Below are 15,177 nucleotides of genomic sequence, written 5' to 3'. Positions count from 1 at the left end.
CATTCCAGCGCGATGTCTACTTCTGCCCTCAGGTACGGATTACCGTCGTCTTTGCCATCTGGCGAAAACTGCGAAACATTGTTCGCCTTCACGGCCCCCATCGTCCACAAACGCTTGTGTCTATTGATCTACCCGACGCGCCGTGGGCGCCATGTCTTTTGCGGCATCCGCCGGTCGATCCTTTCCTGCAGCATCCCGATCTCGCCTTGGGTCCGGGATGTAGGTATAGGTTGCGATTGCAGCGCACAGGCAAACGGTCATGGCCGCAAAGGACCACCATCCGCCAAAGGCTTGTGTCGTCCAAGCAAAGGCGAAGGGGGCCGAGGCGTTGACGCTCATCTGGACGAAGGAAATCCAGCCGAGCCGCGCGCCGTACCCTTCGGCCCCGAAAAGCGCGAGGGGCAGTGTACCATGTGCAATCGTCTTGATCCCGTCGCCCATCCCGTAGAGCGCGGCTGCGACCATGATGCCCGGCAGGGTAAAGCCGACGCCCAGCAGCACGCCAAACCCCGCCAGCATCAACACCAGGCTCAGCGCATAGGTGACCAGCGGATACATGTTCCGACTGACCAGCATTTCAAAGAACCGGCCCACCGTCTTGAACGGCCCGATGACCGCGCCCGCCAAGGCGGCGATGCCAGCGGAATGGCCCAGATCCTGCACATTGGTGACCCAAAGTGTCATGACCGCGCCCATCAGGTAGCCGGAGAATACAAAGGAAACCACCATCCAAAGCATGCCGCGCCGTCGCGCGGGGCCCGTCAGTTCCGGCCAACCCCGGCCGCTGTTGCGCGGCGGACTGTCCGGTTTGATCTCGGCCCCGCGCAGGGAAAGAAAATGGATCGGGGTGCATGTGATCAAAAGAGCGACCCCAAGAACCACCCAGGTCATTTGCCACCCCAACCCATTGTAGAGTGCCAGTGTCAAAGGCCAGAAAATCGTCGATGCCACGCCACCGAACAGGGTAATGATCGAAATGGACCTTTGTGCAGGTATGCTCAGGTCAAGCCGCGTGATGGATGCGAACGCCACGTTGTAGAGCACGAACATGCCTGCGCCTTCGGCCAGAAAAATCGCCACAAACAGTTCAGCCGGGGTTTCCACGATGCTCAGGGACATGATGGCGCACGCTGACAGGATCGTCCCGATGGTCATCACCCAGCGGCCACCGATGCGGTCCACCAGCTTGCCGGCCAAAGGCGCGATGAGGCCGCCGAAGAACAATCCGAGCGAGAAGATACCGAAAATGGAAGACAGGTTCAGGCCAAGATCCACAGCCATGACCGGCAGCAGGATCGCATAGGCATACATCAGCGTCCCGTAGCCCATGATCTGCGTGATCCCGAGGCCAATCGCCGGCAGATAGTCGCGGTTCATCATCCTGCGGGCAGGCCGCGATAGGCCGCCCGCCCGGCAACCCATGTGCCACCGATCGCGGGGGCGTGACCCTCTGGCCAGTCCACCAACACGAGATCGGCACGTTTGCCCACGGCAATTTCACCACGGTCGGTCAGGTTCATCGCCCGCGCGGGTCCGTCGGACACCAAAGACCAAAGGCGGCTGCGGTCGGCGCGCCGGTCAGCGTCGAGCCGTGCGACGGCGGCCAGCATCGCAGGATAGAAATAGTCCGATGCCAGCGCATCGCAAAGCCCCGCCTCGACCATGTCGCCCGCCCCCAGAGAGCCGATGTGACTGCCGCCGCGGGCGGCGTTCGGCGCGCCGAAAATGATTGCGTCGCCGCTTGCCCGCGCCGCCTCTGCCGCCTCCATGACCATGGGGAATTCCGCGACACAGGCACCGTGGCTTCGAAACCAGATGCGGGTTTCGGCTTTCGTGTCGTCATGGCTCAGCATCGGCGCCCCTGCAGCGCGTGCCATGGCCGCGACCTGTGCGATCATGTCCGGGACGGCGGATCGCCTGTTCCAGACCTTGTCCAGAACCGCGATGTAATCGTCATCGCTCAGACCTGCGCGGTGGGCTTTGGACGCTGTGCGTTTTTTCATGCGTGCGTCATCCAGGGCCGCGATGCTGAAATCGGGGCTGAACTCGAACGCACGATCCTGCATGGATACGTCATAGGCCCGCATCGTCATTGAGGTGTGATCGTTGAACGCAAGCGACGGCAAGAGCGGACCGGCAAGCGCCCATTCAATCGTCTCCAGCGCATCAAAGGCAAAAGTCTCCCAGCGCAACTGCACCCGGTTCTCGACCAGCAGGCGCGGGGCAAGGTCGCGCATCGCCTGCATCACCGCACGCCCACGTGCCACATCGCGCAATCCCGGTTCCCAGCTTAGCGTGATTGCGTGATAGGCCGTGGCGATGCCGTTGCTGGCAAGCTGGCGATCCGTGTCGATGACGGCGGCCTCTGTCGGGAAATAGACCCCCGGTCGGGGCATCAATTGCCGCTCGAAGGCATCGCCATGCACGTCGATCATGGCAGGTGCAAGGAACATCCCGCGCGCGTCGATCAACGTACCCTGCGACGGGCCGCCGATCTCGGCGATCACCCCGTCGTCGACGGTCACGCTTGTTTCAACGATGTCACCCGGCAGAAAAACCCTCGCCCCTTCGAATGTGACGGCCATCAAAGCCGTTCCATGGTCATGTGCCAGTGAAACGAACCCGGGGTCTCATGTTCGAGGTCTTTCAGGCCAAGCACCTCGAAGCCGGAAAAAAGCGCGATCAGTTCAGCGGCAGAACAGAAATAATGCGGGTGCATCTTGTCGGTGTCCGGCGCGTCGAACACCCATGCGTTGCGGCTGATCTCGCGCCCCGGATGGGCGGATCGCTCATGCGGCAAGCGCCGTTTCGACAACATTGTGCCAAGATAGGTGCCGCCCGGCGCCAAGACGCGCCGGATCTCGCTGATCGTGCGCAAAAGCACGTCTTCGTCGCCGTGATAGATGACGTTCCAGCTCAGGACATGGTCAAATGCGTGATCTTCGAAGGGCAGGGCGTCCATACGGGCCAGAACGGTCTCGACACCACCTGTCTTGTCGATTTCGGCAAGACCATCAGGTGCGCTATCGAGCGCGGTAACGGTGAACCCTTGCGCGGCCAGCCAAAGCGCGTGCCGCCCGACACCGGCCCCCAGATCAAGGATGCGCGCACCAGATGGAAGCGTCTTTGCCCATGCGGTGACGTCTTGTTCAGGGATCAACCATTTGCTGCCTTGTTCGATACCAGCCCATTGGTCGTTCCAATGCTGGTCTGCTGTGTCTGTCTTCAACGCTCTTCTCCGATAATTCTTGTGCGGGCCCAGCCGCTGACTTGTTCGATGCCGATGACCACGACCGCGATCATCAAGATGACGGTCATCGCTGTTGGATAGTCGAACAGATCGAACCCGACCTTCAGTTCGATGCCGATACCGCCCGCCCCCACGAGGCCGAGGATCGTGGACGACCGCACCGCCTTTTCCAGTGCGTAAAGCGATGTTGAAATAAAGGCGGGTGTGGCGGCCGGAATGGTCGCGCAGACCACCACGTCGATTTTGCGCGCACCCGTCGCGGTCAGCGCTTCGGCAGGGCCCTTTTCGGCCCCCTCCATGTCATCTGCAAAGAACCTGCCGCAAAAACCGATTGTATCGACAACGATTGCAAGCATGCCCGCAAAGGGGCCAAGGCCCACCGCCACGACAAAAACCAAGGCCCATGCAATGTCGGGGACCGCACGCACAAAGCTGAGCGCGGTACGGGTGATGTGGTTGATCCACGGCCCGGCGATCAAACCCCGCGCAGCCAACAGGGCAACGGGCAGCGAAAGGATCACACCGATCGCGGCACCCGCGACGGCTATTTGCAGGGTCTCGACCATTTTCGTGCCAAGTCGGGAAAGAACCTGCGGATCAAGATTGGGGGGAAACGCCCGCGACGCGAAATCGGCGAACCTAGGCGGCGAGGATAAGACCTTGTCGACCGAAAAACCCGCACCAGCGAGGCACCAAAAGATGATGATGATACCAGATGCATAGCCCAGAAAGGCCAGCCCTGTCGGGCGCTCAAAGCGCGTCGGAGAAATATCAGCCATAAAGCTCCCGTAGATCGGTCGGGTTCAGTGATGCTGCAGTGGCGTCGAGTTTCAACGCGCCCCCTGCAAGGCCCAAAATCCGATCGCCATACCGAAGGGCATGGTCAACATTGTGCGACGTAAAGATGACCGTTACGCCTTCGTCCTTGACCAGCCGGAAAAACAGATCCATCACGTCTTCCCCCGCCGATGGGTCAAGCGACGCGCAAGGCTCATCCGCAAAAAGAACCTCGGGCGCACTTACAATGGCCCGAGCAATGGCGACACGTTGGGATTGCCCGCCAGACAGTCTGTCTGCACGGCGCATCGCATAATCTGCCAGCCCGACCTTTTCGAGCGCGGACATGGCTGCGTCGCGCGACGCTTTCGGCGCCAACGCATGGTTCCAGTGCCGGATGCCCGGTTCCTTGCCAAGCAGGCCATGCACGACATTTGACAACACCGACAGTCTCGGAACCAAATTGTGCTTTTGCGAAACCAGCCCCACGCGCGCCCGCAGCGTGCGCAATGCGCGCCCCTTGGCCGTGTTTGCCACAACGCCGAGCAGATTTACCTGACCGTCACTCACCGGGATCAGGCCCATCAGACACCGCAAAAGTGTCGATTTACCCGCCCCGTTAGCACCGACAAGCGCCACCGCTTCGCCCCGCGCCAATCGAAAGCTCACATCCGCAAAAACCGGCGTCTCACCGTAGGTTTTTGCAATGCTCCGGGCTTCGATATCCACGGCAGAAACGACCACGCTTGGTGTATCCACAGGGTTCGGCCGCGCAGGTTGCGCGACCGACTTTTGAAGCGACAGATCAATCACCGATAAAGCTGTCGAACTGTGGGTAACCGGCGTTGGTATACATCGACCGCACGTAATCATAGGCGCTATCGTCGATCGCAACGAGATCCATACCGATGTATTTGTCGTTCTCTTCGTGCGCAGTAATACCTGCAATGACCTGCGCCTTGTTCGCAAGAATGGCGTCGCGCACATTCATCGCCGCGTCTTGTGGGACATGGGCACCAGCCATGATCATATCGTTGGGAAGATCGCCTGAGCGTGCGATCATCTTGAAGAAACCGTAAGGCAGCTCCGTCTCGGTGCTGCGGATGCCGATAAAGGTGCCCGCGTTCATCCCGATTGCAGCGATATCGCCACTCTTTAGCGCTTCATGGGCAATGTTGCGCGATGTGTGGATCTTTTCGATGTCGTTAACGGGGTCTATTCCGTAGTCCGCAAGCAATTGCATCGGGCACAGCATATTCGAGGTCGAGCCGATATCGCCAAACGCGACTTTCCGCCCAACAAGATCCGATGGTGTGTTGATGCCGCTGTCAGCACGCACAATGATTGCACAGTGGTAGTCTGGGCGGCCCAGACCGATCAGCGGGGTGGCATTGGTCAACGTGTTGATGACGACGTACTCGGCAGGCCCGGAAATGACAAAATCAACTGTTTCGCCGCGCAGGGCTTCTGCCGCAGCGGTACGCGAATTCACGGGAAAGAATGCGAAAGTATCACCTGTTGCGGTTTCCAGCGCGTCCTTGAAAGGACCCCATTCCAGTTGCAGACGTTCCATGCCCTCAACATCCGTGACGGCAATTTTCCATTCTTCAGCCACTGCGCCAAACGCGGATACTGCAGCCAAACCCAGACCCAAAACGATAGAATTCAATCTCATGACAACCTCCAATGATCAATCGTCCGAGTGAATGCCGCGCGAGTGTGTCAGTCATGCAAAGCGCGTATGAATTATTTACAACAAGAAAATAGGCTTGCCCTGCGCTTGGCCCCCGGCATTTGAACTGCCGTTATTCAATGGTGCGAAACCGTAGCTTCGATAAATCGGTGTCGCCAGTTTTCGGGTGGGTCGCAGGCGGCCCATCCCGCAAACCCATCTATCGTCAAAGGGACCGTTGCCGGTAAAACAGCCCTGCACGCATGTGCCTGCGTCAGTCGGCTGGCGGCAACGGCGGCGTCGGCGATCCCCACCCAAGGGTCGTCTGTCTGGCCAAGCTTGCGAAAGATATTGCGGATCGTGTATTTGCGGGGCGACAGATCGGACCCCAGCGCCTCGTCCCATGTCACGGGCGTCGCAATCGGCGCGCCGGGCCGCGCGCATCCAGCATCTGGCGCAAACGGTGTGCGACCCTTTGCACCTTGCCAAAATCGTCGTCTGAAGGGTCAAGGTCGAAAACAAGCCGATCCGGGCGGTCCGGCGCATCGGCCTGCGCAAGCGCGAGATGCAGCCCCGATTGGCGATATAAACAAACGTCGCTGCGGTATTGGCGACGACTTGCGTGATTTCGCCGTCTGCCTTGGCGAACGTCGCCCGGTCGATCCGGTCGGGGAAGTAGTCGGGAATGGCTTTCTGATAGAACCCGTCATCTGTAATGCCATCGGGAAACCTGTGCATCGTCAAGGCGCGTCCGCGATAATACGGCAGGGCGCGGGGGGCTATTCTGGCGTAATACGCGATCAGGTCGCCTTTGGTCAGGCCAGCGTCGGGGAATAGCACCTTGTCACGATTGGTAATCGCGATGCACTGGCCGTCCATGGACCGGGTCGATCCGGTCATCTTACCGCCCCCGCTTCGCGCTTGACCTCGGTTGCCGGTTTGTCGTCGCGCAGCCCCAGAAATCGCGGGTGCCGCAATTTTCCGCCGGTCGTCCATTCGGTGAAACCGACTTTCCCGACAAGCTCCGATCTGACAAAAGTGGCATCTTTCGCGTCGACGTCTTCCACGAATGGCGATGTCTTTTGCGCAAGCCCGTCCAGCGTTTCGCGAAAACTGCGCAGAAAGCCATCGTGAAACCCGGAGCCGACCTTTCCGGCATAGTGCAACGCGCCGTCATCGTCGTAATAGCCGATCAGCAGCGCACCAAAGCCGACCCGGCGGCCTTTCGGCTGCGTGAACCCGCGATCACAAGCTCCTGACCCTGCGTGCATTTGAACTTCAGCCAGTCGGTCGAGCGGGCATGGCGATATTGCGCCGCAGCCCGCTTTGCGATCAGGCCCTCCCAACCCTTTTCGCAGGCCTCTTTCAGAAACGCCTCGCCGTCGCGGTCGCGGTGCGGCGTGAACCGCAGCGGGTCACTGAAATCGAAGGCGTGCATTAGCACCGTCTTGCGATCGCGCAGCGGCAAGGCGGACAAGTCCCGGCCCTCGAAATGCACAAGATCAAAGAGATAGTAACATACCGACACCGGGCTTTGGCGGGCGTCGGCGGCGGCATCATCCATCTTGATCAAAAGCCAGCGCGCGTTATCGCCCGTGGCGACCCGCCGGAGCGCATAGCCGCCCGTTAGCTTGTGCCCCTTCAAACGGATCAACGCATGTCCCGTGCCAAGCGCCTCTGAAATCGGCTGCACGCCGCCGTCTTTTTCGGTGATGTTCTCATAGGAGCCACTATCCCAGACAAGGATGGTGCCGCCGCCATATTCGTCTTCGGGGATCACGCCTTCGAAATCGGCATAATCCAGAGGATGATCTTCCGTCGGCACGGCAAGGCGTTTTTCGCGGGGGTCCAGAGACGGTCCCTTGGGCACTGCCCAGGATTTCAGGACGCCGTCCACCTCGATGCGAAAATCGTAGTGCAGTGTCGAGGCGTCGTGTTTCTGGATCACGAAACGCGGGCCTTTCTCGCTCCTGCTCATGTCTCCCTCCGGTTCCGGGGTTCGGGCGAAATCGCGCTTTGTGCGGTAGTCTTTCAGGCGGTCGGGGCCGCTCACGTCACGCAGACGTCCTGAACTGGCCGCCGCGCGGACGCCGATGGTAACGTGGCCCGTCCGATGCGCAGCAAAAGCTGCGGATAACCGGAAATCCCCATGACGTCGCGCAGTTGCGGGCGCAATGCGTCAACTTCGATGGGCTGGTTGAGGTACGACGCCGTCCATCCATCCGCAGACAGGGTGATCAGCATCCGCGCCAGCGTGCGCCCCGCCGCGACCCAATCGGGCGGGCCGTCTTGCGGTGTGGCGATAGCCGCAAGCACCGGAGAACCCTCGCGGATCTTGCGCGCATCACCGCTCGCGGTTGATCCCCCGATGTCGAAAGTTCGGATCACGAGACCGCCAAGCCCACTAAGCATGTCAGGCATCCCAAAAGCCGCGCCGGACATGCCATCATGCCCGCCGGACGCACGTGAACGTATCCAATTGGCCAGTTCGCGCCGGAAAGCCGGGTCGCTGAACTGTTGCCTGTCGCCTTGGGCCACAAGATCGGAAATCGCTTCACGCGCGGGGCTGTCGGCGGCAAAAAGCACCGAGGCGGAATTGTCGGACCCATGCGCCACGCAGGCCTTGCGCAGATCCGAAGGCAAGGGGTCTGGCGCATAAGACACCCGCGTCGTGCGGCGATTTGCGATGGCATCCAGTACGGCCCAAGAGGTGGCGTGACCCTGCGTCTTTTTCAGACGCACGCGGGCTATCGTATCTGCGGCAGGCCCTTCCGGCAGTGCCGTGACCTCGGGCGAAAAACCAAATTGCCGGGCCGCAAGCGCAAGGGTTTCGGCGGCGGCCGCACAACTCATCGTCAATTCGCGGTCTTGCGGATCGACGACTTTCAGCGCCCGCGTTCTATCGGCCAGAACATCCACATGGTCTGCGTCCAAACGAAAAAGCCAAGGCTGCGTGTTGTGCCCGGATGGCGCCAGAACTGCGTAATTCAACAAAAAACGTAATTGTGCCGCGATGTTGCGGTTGGCGGGAAAGCAATCGGGCCTTACCTGCCACGGATCGTCAAGATCGGTCATCTGCGAAACCCCCTATTGGGCCGTGTATCCGCCGTCGATCACCAGTTCCGAGCCGATCACGAATTTGGCGTCGTCTGATGCAAGATAGGCAATACCTGCGGCGATATCTTCTGGTTCACCTACGCGGCCCACGGGGTGCAATGCGTCCAGTTGCGCGCGGAACGCATCGGTTCCCGCCTCGGACGCTTCGGGCATCGCTGCGACAAGCGGTGTCCAGACAAAGCCCGGATGCACCGAGTTCACGCGAATACCTTCCTTGGCATACAGCACCGCATCGGTCTTGCTCATCGCGCGGACCGCGCCTTGCGCATGTGCGGTATCGCAGCCTTGGTGCAATAGAACACGCCATTCACGATCACATCCATGACTTGACGCCATTCCTCGGAACTGACCTCGTGGGTGGGTTTGTCCGCGCCGGAAATACCCGCATTATTCACAAGAACATCAATTTGTCCGAACGTCCCGGCGACAGCGCTGAAGACGCGGGTGACCTCCTCCTCGTTGGTCACATCCGGATGCCAGTATTCAGCCGTGCCATGGTTGCGCACAATGGCATCGCGCGCGGCGGCCCCCGCATCGTCGTCAAGATCGGTCACCGCGACTTTTGCGCTTTCCTCGGCCAGCCGGATGCAGGTGGCCTTGCCAATGCCATTTGCGCCAACGGTCACGATGCAGGTCCGGTCTTTCAGTCGGGTCATGTTATCGTCCTTTGCGTCTTAAATGTCGTGTGGCTGGATCGGTGCCATGATCAGCAATGGCCGGGTGCGCAACGCATCGCCGTAGGATCGGTTCGGCCAGCGCCCAAGCCCCAGCGCGTTGACCGCGCGTCTGGCTTGGTCGGGGTCGGCGTCTTCCAGTGCGATTGTCAGGCACACATGATTTTCCCAGACGACGCGGGTGATCTCGGCCCGGCAACCTTGGCGCCGAAACGACAAACGCGACTTGCGCACAATCAGTATTTCGGGCCCGGCGCTGGGTCGCGACAGCGCAGCCAAAAGATGTGCAGGCGACAAACAGGCCGTCTGCGGCAGACTTTGCGGCATCAAAAGCGCCGAGGCCAACTGTCCGAGAGCCGATGGCGACAACGGGAAATTCTCGGACAGGGCGACCCGCCAATGCGCAAGGTCTCCGTAATCGTGCCCCCGCTGTTTGATTTCCAGCTTGCAACCGTCACGCAGCTTGACCGTGACGTTGGAGCTGTTGGGACAAAGCAGATAGATATCCGCCCGCCTCTCCGCTGCGGTCGGCAGCCATCCGCGTTGCAGCGCCGGAACAATCGGTGGTGCCCTGCGCGGCCAGACGCGATATTCATAGCGTGCGTCTGTGGATGGCGTGGCAACCGAAGCCGCACGCATGACAAAGGTACATGTGGTCATTGCCGGACCTCTGATCGCTGTGTTTCACGACTGCCAGATGATAAAGGGACTGCATGGTCAAAGCATGGGGGCCGCCCGCAGCATCGTGGGTCTGATGCCATGGGCAACGTCGCAAGGTGGATGCCACGGTTTTTGCAAAACCCCAGCGCGTCCCTGCGGGTCGGTCTTTGCACAAGATCAATTTCAACGACAGACATTCGGCACCTACCCGCAGTTTACGCACATGGTCTCATTCAGTCACATGTGAACGCCGTGTTCCTTAACGTGCGTTAATGCCCGAACGGGTCCGCCGCGCGACTTTCGGTCTTTGAAACCAATGATGCGAAAGAGATATCTGGATGTCTGAAACAGTTCTTTGCCATGCGCTCCGCACGCCCATCGGAAAGTTCGGAGGCACTTTGAAATCAACACCGGCGACGGCCCTTGGCGCGACGGTCGTCAGCGCCGTATTGGCCCAAAGCGGGCTGCCGGCCTCGGCGGTCGATGCGGTGATCTTCGGTCATGTTCTTCAAGCGGGTGCAGGCATGAACACGGCCCGGCAAGCCGCGCTGAACGGCGGGCTGTCGCAAGCCGTCCCGGCCATGACGGTCAACAGGGTTTGTGGCTCGGGGGCCGAAGCGATTGCGGCGGCGGCGCGCCTGGTCCGTCTGGGCGAGGCCGATTGCGTGATCGCCGGTGGGATGGAAAACATGGACCAGAGCCCATATTTGCTTGACCGCGCGCGATGGGGGTATCGGATGGGCCCGGGCAAGGTGGACGATGCCCTGCTGCGCGACGGTTTGAACGATGCCTTTTCTGGCCAGCATTCTGGCTGGCACACCGAGGATCTGGCCGAAAAGTTGCAGGTGTCGCGGGATGCGCAGGATGCCTGGGCCGCAAGATCACAGCAGCGGTTCGCCCAAGCGCAGGCAGAGGGCCGGTTTGCGGACGAGATCGTGCCGGTGACGGTCAAGGGGCGCAATGGCGAGACGCAGTTTGCAAAGGACGAAGCCAACCGTCCCGGCGTCACCATCGAAAGTCTCGCAAAGCTGCCCCCGGCCTTTCGCGAGGATGGCACGATCACTGCGGGCAATGCGCCGGGGCTCAACAGTGCGGCATCTGCGATGATCGTCGCGTCACGGGATTTCGCTGATCGGCACGGGCTGGAGGTGGCCGCGCGGCTGGTAGCGACAGGCGTCGGGGCGGTCGCGCCGGGGATGTTTGGGCTGGGGCCGGTCCCGGCGGTCCATCAGGCGCTGGGGCGCGCAGGGTGGAGTGTGCGCGATATCGGTCGGGCCGAGATCAACGAAGCCTTTGCCGCCATCGCAATCGCGCTGACCAACGAATTGGAGCTATCCGAAGATATCACAAACGTCGAAGGCGGTGCGATTGCCCACGGCCACCCGATCGGGGCCACCGGAGCCATCCTGACAACCCGATTGCTGCATGCGATGAAACGCGACGGGATCGCGCGCGGCCTTGTGACGCTGTGCATCGGCGGCGGGCAGGGAATCGCCCTGCTGATCGCGCGCGACGACTAAGGGTTTTCGAAAGAAAAGCAACATCACAGGAGGCGAACATGAACAGTTCGAACCGAACCGCGCAGGGGTTCAGGGACTTGGCGCCGCCCCGGCAAGGGCGCTGGCCGATGCGGAATACATCGTCGCCGCTGCGCATCTGGGCGCAGACCAAACCGCCCGGGACTTTACGAAAGAGACGGGCATTCCGGCCTTTGAATGGGATGTCGGTGACTTTGATGCCTGCGTCGACGGTGTTGCGCGCGTTGAAGCTGAAATTGGCCCTGTCGACGTTCTGGTGAACAACGCTGGTGTGAACCGCGACAGGATGCGCGACCGTGGCTTTGGGCGCATCATCAATATCTCTTCGGTGAACGCGGCACGCGGGCAGGCGGGGCAGACCAACTACTGCGCCGCCAAGGCTGGCGTAGAGGGCTTTACGCGCGCCTTGGCCCCGGAAAGCCCTGCAAAGGGGATCACCGTCAATGCCATCGTGCCGGGATATGCCGACACCGCCATGGTGGCATCTGTACCTGATGAAGTCATGCAGAAAATCCTCGATCTTGTCCCTCTGTCACGGCTTGCCGACCCCCGCGAGGTTGCCCGCTGCGTGCTGTTTCTGGCGTCGGACGAGGCGGCGTTCATCACGGGCGCGACGCTCGCGGTGAACGGCGGCATGCGCATGGGCTGAACGCGGTGGAAAACGCACATCTGCACAAATGACGGGGACCACAACATGGCAACGACGAAAACCAATGCGCAAGACGACGGGTCGGATACAGGCGAAATTGAACATGTGCGGGACCGGGCCGGTTTGGACGCGGAACCGCCCGAATTCAACAAGACATTCCCGTTTGAGGCGCTGGACCGTTACAGCACGAAAAGCATGGACCGGCCTGCGAACGCACATCTTGCCCGGTTCACATTGGGCGTATCGTCCTACGGACTGGCGTCGACTTTCTTTACTTGGGGCGTTCACTTGATCGGCGCGCCGGGCAAGCAGATGCAACTGATCGAAAAGGTTGCCCGCAAGGTGGCCCGGCTGGCCGTCTATGCCGGTACCGCCGCGCGCAACCCCGACTGCCAGCCCTGTATCGCGCCGTTGGCCCATGATCGCCGCTTCGATGACGCAAGCTGGCAGCACTGGCCCAACAACCTGATCTACCAGAGTTTCCTGCTGACCCAGCAATGGTGATACAATGCAGCCCGCGATATCGACGGGGTATCGGCGCGCGAAGAGCAGGTCGTGTCTTTTGTCACCCGCCAGATGCTTGATCTGATGTCACCGTCGAACTTCATTGCGACAAACCCGGAAGTCAGGGCAGAGACGCTGCGCCGGGGCGGTGCCAACCTGCGGCACGGCTGGCAGAATTTTCTTGAAGATTGGGAACGCGCGGTGTCGGGCAAGCTGCCGGTCGGGACGGAAAACTATCGTTACCGGGCGCGATGTGGCAGTGACGCCTGGCAAGGTGGTGTTCCGCAACCGACTGTTGGCACTGATCCAATACGCGCCGACAACGCAGACGGTAAAGGCCGAGCCGATCCTGATCATCCCGGCGTGGATCATGAAATACTATATCCTTGATCTCAGTCCCGGCAACTGCTTGGTGCGCTACCTCGTCGCACAGGGACACACGGTCTTTGTCGCGTCATGGCGCAACCCCTCGGCACAGGATCGTGACAAGGGGATGGCCGATTACCTGCAGGCGGTAGACGCGGCGATGGACGCAGTCCGGGTGATTGTACCCAATCGCAGGATACATGGGCTGGGGTATTGTCTGGGCGGCCAAAGCGGCGCAGATGGCCTGCGACGGCGATGATCGGCTGGCGACGCTGACCTTGCTGGCCACGCAGACAGATTTCGAAGACCCCGGCAAAGATGAGCCCTATCAACCGCCTGACGCATGGAAAGCTGCGGTGGGCGAACGGGATGGATCATGGTGGCCCGCGCTTGTCGGATGGTTGGATGATCGGTCCAGCGGCGACAGCGCGCCGCCCGGTCTTGGCACGGGTTCAGGTCGCTACAAGGCCGTATATGATGCGCCGGGTTCGGATGTCTTTCAGCTTTGACGCCTGTTCAGTATCATCGCCCCCGACCAAAGACATTTCATATCTGCCAACGACCCACTGCCTGATCGCTTTGCCCGCCCGAGGAAATGCCCGCAAAGCGCGAAACTGTGCCGGGCGCGGGTGTCTGGCCAGTGGATGCGCCCTGTCTTCATGGCGCATTGAGAAAGCTGCGGTCAGACCTGATCGCACCAGTTTTAATTGGACCAGAAGATCAAAGCCTTCGCCGACGCCGACGCGGCGGGGATAATGATGGCGGGGTGCTGTGCCGATTGCGATCAGCAGGCCAAGGAGGGCTGATGTCAGCGCCTATGGGTCCAAATAGCCTTCTTTGATACGAGAGTATTCGGGGCTCATCGAAATCATGTCTGTTTTTGATTTCCGATAACGCCGGGCCGGTGAAAATGGCAAACGTCCCGGCAACGCCCGAAGCCGTCAGTCGCCGCTTGATAAAAGGCCCCGAAACGCCGTCTCACTGATAATCCGTATCAGATGCCCATCGTCTTGCATTTTCTCAGCTTTGCGATGCTTGCTGCTTTTGAGGTGGTCGGCAAGTACATCGGGATATTGTTCGCCGACGATCAGATGCGTCGACTTATTCGCCAGATTTTGTCTTACTGCCACCCCAATCTGGGCCGCGAGATCAGCCGCTTTCTGGCGTGTCATACCTAGACTGCCTGTAAAAACAGCAACCGAACCCGCAAAAGCACCCTCAGGATTTGACTTTCACGTCCATTCAGGCAAGCGGTATTCCATTGATAATAAAAAGATTGGGATAGGGATATGTTTTTCTTGAATAAATGCGCCTTGGGCGCGGCGATGGCGTTTGGCCTTGCGGGCTGCGAGGTCCCGGTGATGATTGCTGCGGATGCCAATGGCGGTCAGATGACCGGCATGTTCGAGATCACCTTTCCGGCGGCGCTATTAGTGCAGACCGCTGATGGGAATGAGGAATTTCTGACAGGCGACCTGCGCGGCTATGCCAATGGGAATTCCAACTTTTCCTTCACAGGGCCGACCTATGGAAAATGTGAAGGGTCTTCGACGTCAGCAGGCGACATGGTGATGAGTTGTGACAACGGGTTGGAATGGGACCACAGTCTTGGGCGTCAGCGTGCCAAGATGACCGGCACCTTTGTTTTGGACGGCACTTCGGAAGGTATCGGATACGTTGGAGCCATGGGGTGGGGCAACGATGCCAATGAGGCCGCAGTGCGTTTAGCTATAGCCGAGGCACAGGCCGGGTAGACACGGGCGCTTGCGATTTTGCGAGGCTAGCGCCTTGTTCCGGTCTTTTGCGGATGCTGCGGAGATAAAACGCCTTCAACAATATCGACTGCGGGGAAATAGGGCACATCAACGAGCCGGAAGCTCGCACGAGCGCTGCCTGCCGCTGCAATTTCCCCGCCCCGATATTGCCGCATTTTGTGGTTTTTTGCAAAGCCTTTTATTCCATGTTATCAG

17 protein-coding genes and 4 pseudogenes are annotated in these 15,177 nt (G+C 60.3%); 7 read left to right on the top strand and 14 right to left on the bottom strand.

Annotated elements, in window-relative coordinates; all coding sequences use genetic code 11:
- Positions 1–120: 120 nt before the first annotated feature.
- The 13 genes and pseudogenes from QZ196_RS03065 to QZ196_RS03010 form a co-directional block, all read right to left on the bottom strand.
- Complete coding sequence (locus QZ196_RS03065) at positions 121–1,377, bottom strand: MFS transporter (RefSeq protein ID WP_296423774.1); 1,257 nt, start codon at positions 1,375–1,377, stop codon at positions 121–123.
- On the bottom strand, positions 1,377–2,585 hold the full coding sequence (locus tag QZ196_RS03060; protein WP_296423772.1) for an alpha-D-ribose 1-methylphosphonate 5-triphosphate diphosphatase: 1,209 nt from the start codon (positions 2,583–2,585) through the stop codon (positions 1,377–1,379). The genes QZ196_RS03065 and QZ196_RS03060 overlap by 1 nt, the downstream gene beginning before the upstream one ends.
- Positions 2,585–3,229, bottom strand: coding sequence for a class I SAM-dependent methyltransferase (locus QZ196_RS03055; RefSeq protein ID WP_296423770.1), 645 nt, complete (start codon positions 3,227–3,229; stop codon positions 2,585–2,587). Before QZ196_RS03055 ends, QZ196_RS03060 begins: the two co-directional genes overlap by 1 nt.
- The gene (phnE, locus tag QZ196_RS03050; RefSeq protein WP_296423768.1) at positions 3,226–4,029 is read right to left on the bottom strand and encodes a phosphonate ABC transporter, permease protein PhnE; all 804 of its coding nucleotides are present in this window, start codon (positions 4,027–4,029) and stop codon (positions 3,226–3,228) included. The genes QZ196_RS03055 and phnE overlap by 4 nt, the downstream gene beginning before the upstream one ends.
- Positions 4,022–4,786 carry an ATP-binding cassette domain-containing protein gene (locus QZ196_RS03045; RefSeq protein WP_296423763.1) on the bottom strand — a complete coding sequence of 255 codons (765 nt, stop codon included), beginning with the start codon at positions 4,784–4,786 and terminating at the stop codon, positions 4,022–4,024. Before QZ196_RS03045 ends, phnE begins: the two co-directional genes overlap by 8 nt.
- A 46-nt stretch (positions 4,787–4,832) precedes the next feature.
- Positions 4,833–5,702 (bottom strand): PhnD/SsuA/transferrin family substrate-binding protein, encoded by an 870-nt coding sequence (locus QZ196_RS03040; RefSeq protein WP_296423761.1) that lies wholly within the window; start codon positions 5,700–5,702, stop codon positions 4,833–4,835.
- A gap of 134 nt (positions 5,703–5,836) precedes the next feature.
- Positions 5,837–6,124: pseudogene (locus QZ196_RS17565) on the bottom strand (hypothetical protein); the annotation flags it as partial.
- A pseudogene (locus QZ196_RS17560) lies at positions 6,106–6,578 on the bottom strand (hypothetical protein). The pseudogenes QZ196_RS17565 and QZ196_RS17560, both read right to left, overlap by 19 nt.
- A 17-nt stretch (positions 6,579–6,595) precedes the next feature.
- Positions 6,596–6,865 carry a hypothetical protein gene (locus tag QZ196_RS03030; RefSeq protein WP_296423758.1) on the bottom strand — a complete coding sequence of 90 codons (270 nt, stop codon included), beginning with the start codon at positions 6,863–6,865 and terminating at the stop codon, positions 6,596–6,598.
- A gap of 26 nt (positions 6,866–6,891) precedes the next feature.
- On the bottom strand, positions 6,892–7,752 hold the full coding sequence (locus QZ196_RS03025) for a DNA polymerase ligase N-terminal domain-containing protein (RefSeq protein WP_296423756.1): 861 nt from the start codon (positions 7,750–7,752) through the stop codon (positions 6,892–6,894).
- Positions 7,749–8,774, bottom strand: a complete 1,026-nt coding sequence (locus tag QZ196_RS03020; RefSeq protein WP_296423754.1) for a hypothetical protein — start codon at positions 8,772–8,774, stop codon at positions 7,749–7,751. The genes QZ196_RS03025 and QZ196_RS03020 overlap by 4 nt, the downstream gene beginning before the upstream one ends.
- Positions 8,775–8,786: 12 nt before the next feature.
- Positions 8,787–9,472: pseudogene (locus tag QZ196_RS03015) on the bottom strand (SDR family oxidoreductase).
- An 18-nt stretch (positions 9,473–9,490) separates the two neighbouring features.
- The gene (locus QZ196_RS03010) at positions 9,491–10,150 is read right to left on the bottom strand and encodes a hypothetical protein (RefSeq protein WP_296423753.1); all 660 of its coding nucleotides are present in this window, start codon (positions 10,148–10,150) and stop codon (positions 9,491–9,493) included.
- 338 nt (positions 10,151–10,488) lie between these two features.
- Here QZ196_RS03010 and QZ196_RS03005 point away from each other — a divergent pair, with 338 nt between their 5' ends.
- The 6 genes and pseudogenes from QZ196_RS03005 (at position 10,489) to QZ196_RS02980 (ending at position 13,716) form a co-directional block, all read left to right on the top strand.
- A complete protein-coding gene (locus QZ196_RS03005) occupies positions 10,489–11,670 on the top strand; it encodes an acetyl-CoA C-acyltransferase (RefSeq protein WP_296423751.1) in 1,182 nt (393 codons plus the stop codon).
- A 22-nt stretch (positions 11,671–11,692) separates the two neighbouring features.
- A complete protein-coding gene (locus tag QZ196_RS03000; RefSeq protein ID WP_296423812.1) occupies positions 11,693–12,337 on the top strand; it encodes an SDR family oxidoreductase in 645 nt (214 codons plus the stop codon).
- A 45-nt stretch (positions 12,338–12,382) separates the two neighbouring features.
- Positions 12,383–12,841 (top strand): poly-beta-hydroxybutyrate polymerase N-terminal domain-containing protein, encoded by a 459-nt coding sequence (locus tag QZ196_RS02995; protein WP_296423748.1) that lies wholly within the window; start codon positions 12,383–12,385, stop codon positions 12,839–12,841.
- 51 nt (positions 12,842–12,892) lie between these two features.
- Positions 12,893–12,985 (top strand): annotated as a pseudogene (locus QZ196_RS02990) (hypothetical protein); the annotation flags it as partial.
- Positions 12,986–13,094: 109 nt separating this feature from the next.
- Positions 13,095–13,466 (top strand): hypothetical protein, encoded by a 372-nt coding sequence (locus QZ196_RS02985; RefSeq protein ID WP_296423744.1) that lies wholly within the window; start codon positions 13,095–13,097, stop codon positions 13,464–13,466.
- The gene (locus QZ196_RS02980) at positions 13,447–13,716 is read left to right on the top strand and encodes a hypothetical protein (protein ID WP_296423742.1); all 270 of its coding nucleotides are present in this window, start codon (positions 13,447–13,449) and stop codon (positions 13,714–13,716) included. The genes QZ196_RS02985 and QZ196_RS02980 overlap by 20 nt, the downstream gene beginning before the upstream one ends.
- A 432-nt stretch (positions 13,717–14,148) precedes the next feature.
- Here the strand turns inward: QZ196_RS02980 and QZ196_RS17555 are convergent, their stop codons facing one another.
- Positions 14,149–14,379 carry a hypothetical protein gene (locus tag QZ196_RS17555; protein WP_366510943.1) on the bottom strand — a complete coding sequence of 77 codons (231 nt, stop codon included), beginning with the start codon at positions 14,377–14,379 and terminating at the stop codon, positions 14,149–14,151.
- A gap of 117 nt (positions 14,380–14,496) precedes the next feature.
- Between QZ196_RS17555 and QZ196_RS02970 the strand changes: the two genes are divergently transcribed.
- Positions 14,497–14,961 carry a hypothetical protein gene (locus QZ196_RS02970; RefSeq protein WP_296423736.1) on the top strand — a complete coding sequence of 155 codons (465 nt, stop codon included), beginning with the start codon at positions 14,497–14,499 and terminating at the stop codon, positions 14,959–14,961.
- The last annotated feature ends 216 nt before the right edge of the window (positions 14,962–15,177 follow it).

Source organism: Yoonia sp., from assembly GCF_017854565.1.
Classification (GTDB): domain Bacteria; phylum Pseudomonadota; class Alphaproteobacteria; order Rhodobacterales; family Rhodobacteraceae; genus Yoonia.
This window is presented reverse-complemented; position numbering and strand designations above follow the sequence as displayed.

Coding starts and splice junctions, on each gene's coding strand:
- QZ196_RS02995 (WP_296423748.1), top strand. CDS start 12,383: ATGGCAACGACGAAAACCAATGCGCAAGACGACGGGTCGGATACAGGC.
- QZ196_RS03010 (WP_296423753.1), bottom strand. CDS start 10,150: ATGACCACATGTACCTTTGTCATGCGTGCGGCTTCGGTTGCCACGCCA.
- phnE (WP_296423768.1), bottom strand. CDS start 4,029: ATGGCTGATATTTCTCCGACGCGCTTTGAGCGCCCGACAGGGCTGGCC.
- QZ196_RS02980 (WP_296423742.1), top strand. CDS start 13,447: ATGGCCTGCGACGGCGATGATCGGCTGGCGACGCTGACCTTGCTGGCC.
- QZ196_RS03005 (WP_296423751.1), top strand. CDS start 10,489: ATGTCTGAAACAGTTCTTTGCCATGCGCTCCGCACGCCCATCGGAAAG.
- QZ196_RS17555 (WP_366510943.1), bottom strand. CDS start 14,379: ATGACACGCCAGAAAGCGGCTGATCTCGCGGCCCAGATTGGGGTGGCA.
- QZ196_RS03065 (WP_296423774.1), bottom strand. CDS start 1,377: ATGAACCGCGACTATCTGCCGGCGATTGGCCTCGGGATCACGCAGATC.
- QZ196_RS03040 (WP_296423761.1), bottom strand. CDS start 5,702: ATGAGATTGAATTCTATCGTTTTGGGTCTGGGTTTGGCTGCAGTATCC.
- QZ196_RS03020 (WP_296423754.1), bottom strand. CDS start 8,774: ATGACCGATCTTGACGATCCGTGGCAGGTAAGGCCCGATTGCTTTCCC.
- QZ196_RS02970 (WP_296423736.1), top strand. CDS start 14,497: ATGTTTTTCTTGAATAAATGCGCCTTGGGCGCGGCGATGGCGTTTGGC.
- QZ196_RS03060 (WP_296423772.1), bottom strand. CDS start 2,585: ATGGCCGTCACATTCGAAGGGGCGAGGGTTTTTCTGCCGGGTGACATC.